The sequence below is a fragment of the Roseateles sp. P5_B10 genome, assembly GCF_056400485.1.
On record NZ_JBFULE010000548.1, the window covers coordinates 1 to 3,630 of the forward strand.

4 protein-coding genes and 1 pseudogene are annotated in these 3,630 nt (G+C 65.6%); 3 read left to right on the forward strand and 2 right to left on the reverse strand.

The window, feature by feature from the left end; all coding sequences use genetic code 11:
- From dapA to AC1DU6_RS23585, 3 genes are all read left to right on the forward strand, one after another.
- The coding region (gene dapA, locus AC1DU6_RS23575) for a 4-hydroxy-tetrahydrodipicolinate synthase (RefSeq protein WP_477860011.1) at positions 1-603 on the forward strand (603 nt) is incomplete at its 5' end.
- 65 nt (positions 604-668) lie between these two features.
- The gene (gene bamC, locus AC1DU6_RS23580) at positions 669-1,856 is read left to right on the forward strand and encodes an outer membrane protein assembly factor BamC (RefSeq protein WP_477860013.1); all 1,188 of its coding nucleotides are present in this window, start codon (positions 669-671) and stop codon (positions 1,854-1,856) included.
- A 148-nt stretch (positions 1,857-2,004) separates the two neighbouring features.
- Positions 2,005-2,784 carry an MBL fold metallo-hydrolase gene (locus AC1DU6_RS23585; RefSeq protein WP_056196117.1) on the forward strand — a complete coding sequence of 260 codons (780 nt, stop codon included), beginning with the start codon at positions 2,005-2,007 and terminating at the stop codon, positions 2,782-2,784.
- A gap of 128 nt (positions 2,785-2,912) precedes the next feature.
- Here the strand turns inward: AC1DU6_RS23585 and AC1DU6_RS23590 are convergent, their stop codons facing one another.
- Together AC1DU6_RS23590 and AC1DU6_RS23595 are read right to left on the reverse strand one after the other, a co-directional pair.
- Positions 2,913-3,116: a hypothetical protein gene (locus tag AC1DU6_RS23590; protein WP_082532587.1), complete on the reverse strand. Its 204-nt coding sequence runs from the start codon at positions 3,114-3,116 to the stop codon at positions 2,913-2,915.
- 164 nt (positions 3,117-3,280) lie between these two features.
- Positions 3,281-3,630: pseudogene (locus AC1DU6_RS23595) on the reverse strand (hypothetical protein); the annotation flags it as partial.

The window sequence follows — 3,630 nt, forward strand, 5'->3', positions numbered from 1 at the left end:
GCCAAGGAGGTCGGCGCGGACTGCACGCTGTCGGTCGTGCCCTACTACAACAAGCCCTCGCAGGAAGGCATCTACCAGCACTTCAAGGCCATCGCCGAGGCCGTGGACATCCCCATGATGCTCTACAACGTGCCTGGCCGGACGGTGGCCGATATGGCCCCTGAGACGACGCTGCGTTGCGCCAGCCTGCCCGGCGTCTTCGGCGTCAAGGAAGCCTCCGGCAATATTGAGCGCGCGGCMTATCTGATCAAGCACGCCCCGGCGGGCTTCCACGTCTACTCGGGCGACGACGGCACGGCGGTCGCGCTGATGCTGCTCGGCGGCCACGGCAACGTCAGCGTGACGGCCAATGTCGCGCCGGAGTTGATGGCTGAACTTTGCCGCCTGGCCATCGACGGCAACGCCGTCGAGGCGCGCAAGGTCCATTTCAAGCTGCTCGGTCTGCACAAGCAGCTGTTCTGCGAGCCCAGCCCCGGCCCGGCGAAGTGGGCGCTGTCGCGCCTGGGCCGCTGCGGCGGTGCGCTGCGCCTGCCAATCACGCCGCTGACGGCTGCCGGCCAGGCCAGCGTCGGCCAGGCAATGGTTGAAGCCGGACTRCTCTGAGCCTCTGGTCTAATGCGCGGCTGCCCGTTTCAAGCGGGCAACCAGTTCCCTCGGAGATCTCCAGCGTGACGTCCCTTTCCCCGATTTGCTCGCTTCGCCCGTCGGCGACCCGTCTGGCCTGCACGGCCTTTGTCCTGTCCCTCGCCGGCTGCAGCACCATCGACAGCATGTTCTCGACGGACAAGGTCGACTACCGCGCCGCTTCGCGCCAGACCCAGGGTCTGGACGTCCCGCCCGACCTGACCCAGYTGGCCAAGGACAACCGCGCTCAAGTGCAGGGCGGCTCCATCACCGCCTCGGCGTTGTCGGCGGTCAAGCCCGCGAATTCGACCAACGCCCAGTCGCTGGTCTCCGGCAGCGTCGCCGCCAATGCGGTTGGCGATGTTCGCCTCGAGCGCAGCGGCGCCGAGCGCTGGCTGCACACCTCGGCTTCGCCCGAGCAGCTCTGGCCGCAGATCCGCACCTTCTGGCAGGAACGCGGCCTTGAAGTCGTCAAGGAGCAGCCCGAGGTCGGTGTCATGGAGACCAACTGGGGCGAGAACCGCGCCAAGCTGCCGCAGGACTTCATCCGCTCCACCATCGGCAAGGTCTTCGACGGCCTGTACTCCACCGGCGAGCGCGACATGTACCGCACCCGTGTCGAACGAGGCACAAGCGGCACCGACATCTTCATCAGCCACCGCGGCATGCAGGAGATCTACACCTCCCAAGGCCGTGATTCGACCGCCTGGCAGAACCGCCCGGCCGACCCGTATCTCGAAGCCGAGATGCTGTCGCGCCTGATGCTCAAGCTCGGCGGCAAGGAAGACGCTGCCAAGRCCATCGTCGCCGAAGCGGGCTCGCCCGCCGCAGCCACGACGCCGAGCACGATCAAGGTCGGCGGCGACGCCCCACGCGCCCGCCGCCCGCTGTCCGAAGTGCCTGACAGCCTTGCCGTCAATGATGGGTTCGACCGCGCCTGGCGCCGTGTCGGCCTGTCGCTGGACCGTCATGGCTTCACCATCGAGGACCGTGACCGCGCTGCTGGCCTCTTCTATCTGCGCTACGCCGACCCCGAGCAGGCTGGCAAGGACGAACCCAACTTCTTCCAGCGCCTGTTCGGCGCCAAGGCTGCCGCGCCGATGCGCTATCGCGTTTCGGTCAAGGCAGACGGTGTCAAGAGCACGGTGCGTGTGCTGGACGACCGCGGTCAGGCCATTTCCGACGACAACGCCAAGCGCATTCTGTCGTTGCTGATGGACGACCTGAAATAAGACCACCCCTACCGGCTTCGCCGGCCCCTCCAAGGGGCGCTCCAAGCAGCCCGGCAAAGCCGGATCTGCTGGAGCCACTCGGTGAAGATCAGGTTGCCTCGATGAACCGCCCGTTTCCCGCTGCAATGCTCACAGGAGCGTTCGCGTGATGCGCTTTTGCAGCCTCGGCAGCGGCAGCGGAGGCAACTCAACCCTGATTGAGGCCAGCCAGGGCATCACGAGCACGCGGTTGCTMGTCGATGCCGGCTTCAGCGTCCGCGAACTCGTCAAACGCCTCGCCCGCGCCGGCAGCGCGCCCGAGGATGTCGACGCCGTCTTCATCACTCACGAGCACGGCGACCACATCGGTTGCGCACTCGCCTTCGCGATGCGCTACCGCATCCCGCTGGTCATGAGCCGTGGCACCTGGCGGGCGGTTGGCAGCGCCGACTTCGATCCCGCTTTGCTGCGCATCGCCAGGGGCGGCGAGGCCATGGAACTGGGCGATATGGCGTTGCGGCCGTTCACGGTGCCCCATGACGCCAATGAGCCGCTGCAACTGGTGCTGAACGACGGCGCGCTGCGCCTGGGGCTTGTCACCGACCTGGGCTGCGCACCAGCAAGCGTGGCCGAAGCGCTGGCTGGCTGCCAGGCGCTGCTGCTGGAATGCAACCACGACGAGGGCATGCTGCGCACCGGGCCGTATCACCCGGCGTTGAAAAAGCGCATTCTGGGCAGCCACGGCCATCTGTCGAATGCCGCGGCGGCCGATCTGCTGGCTCGCTGCCTGCATACCGGTTTAAAGACCGTGGCTGCCGCCCATCTCAGCGAACACAACAACACGCCCGAACTGGCGCGCGCCGCGTTGGCCGAAATTCTCGGCGAGGTGGAATCAGATATTCGCATTGCCCATCCAACCCTGGGTTTGGACTGGGTGGTGCTGAACTGAGCCGGGCGGCGCGACCGCATCAGGCAAAGTTTTGTAATCGCGCTCGCAACACCTGTCAAAGCGTCGCGAAAAAGAAAAGAGCCGCCGCTGCTTGCGCAGCGACGGCTCTTTCCGTGGGGACGAAGCGATTACTTCGAAGCAGCGGACGCAGCAGCGTCGACAACAGCGCTGGCAGCAGCCGAGGCAGCTTCGGCAACAGCCGAGGCAGCTTCAGAAGCGGCGGGAGCCGGGGTCACGACCGCGGGGGCCTCAACCTTGGGTTCTTCCTTCTTGCTGCAAGCGGTCAGAGCAGCAGCAGCCAGCAGGGAAGCCAACAGGATCGACTTATTCATACTTGTCCTCAAACGTTTAAACGACGGTGCACACCATAATTTTGGGGTCGTGCGCCAGTGCTTTTTGCACACTAACGGCCGACCCCGACAGAACAAGACGCGGAAAACCTCGAGCGCTTCCCTCGCCTAGCCCGTGATTATAGGGGTTTGCACGTCACAAACACTCAGAGCCCCAAAGTCGTGGGCGCAAATGAGTCGCTGGAGCGTTGTGCGAGGGCATCAAACCATTCAAGGCCGCGCAGGCGCTCGGCCGGATCCAGGCTCAATTCGCCGCGCCATAGATGACGGTCGAAAAGCCGCAGGCTCAAGGTCGACTCGGCCCCGACAGCCAGCAGCAAGCTCGCCGGCGCTGCTTCGAGTCTGAGTTCCGGCTCGACGGCCCGAGCCGTCACGCAATGCGCGAAGTCACGGCGCCAGCGGACGAAGCGAGGGTGTCGGCGCACAACGTCGTCGTACTGCAGGGCCAGCAGGTGTAACTGGCGGCCGTTGCRGGCCCAGATGGTCAGGGCGGCCA